Raw genomic sequence first — 746 nt, 5'->3', positions numbered from 1 at the left:
ACTTGCTAATTGGATAAGCCCTCGACCGATTAGTACTGGTCAGCTCCATGCATTGCTGCACTTCCACCCCCAGCCTATCTACCTCGTCGTCTTCAAGGGGTCTTACATACTGGGAAATCTCATCTTGAGGGGGGCTTCACGCTTAGATGCTTTCAGCGTTTATCCCGTCCGTACATAGCTACCCAGCGGTGCTCCTGGCGGAACAACTGGTACACCAGCGGTACGTCCATCCCGGTCCTCTCGTACTAAGGACAGCTCCTCTCAAATTTCCTACGCCCACGACAGATAGGGACCGAACTGTCTCACGACGTTCTGAACCCAGCTCGCGTACCGCTTTAATGGGCGAACAGCCCAACCCTTGGGACCTACTTCAGCCCCAGGATGCGATGAGCCGACATCGAGGTGCCAAACCTCCCCGTCGATGTGGACTCTTGGGGGAGATAAGCCTGTTATCCCCAGGGTAGCTTTTATCCGTTGAGCGATGGCCCTTCCATGCGGTACCACCGGATCACTAAGCCCGACTTTCGTCCCTGCTCGACTTGTAGGTCTCGCAGTCAAGCTCCCTTATGCCTTTGCACTCTTCGAATGATTTCCAACCATTCTGAGGGAACCTTTGGGCGCCTCCGTTACTCTTTAGGAGGCGACCGCCCCAGTCAAACTGCCCACCTGACACTGTCCCCGCACCGGATTACGGTACCAGGTTAGAACCTAGATACGATCAGGGTGGTATCCCAACGTTGCCTCCA

Annotated in this window: 1 rRNA gene; it reads right to left on the bottom strand. The window is 55.2% G+C overall.

The window, feature by feature from the left end:
• Nucleotides 1-9: 9 nt before the first annotated feature.
• A 23S ribosomal RNA gene (locus tag C161_RS16790) occupies nt 10-746 on the bottom strand; the annotation flags it as partial.

Origin of the sequence: Paenibacillus sp. FSL R5-192, assembly GCF_000517845.1 — a bacterium.
GTDB lineage: Bacteria > Bacillota > Bacilli > Paenibacillales > Paenibacillaceae > Paenibacillus > Paenibacillus amylolyticus.
This window is presented reverse-complemented; position numbering and strand designations above follow the sequence as displayed.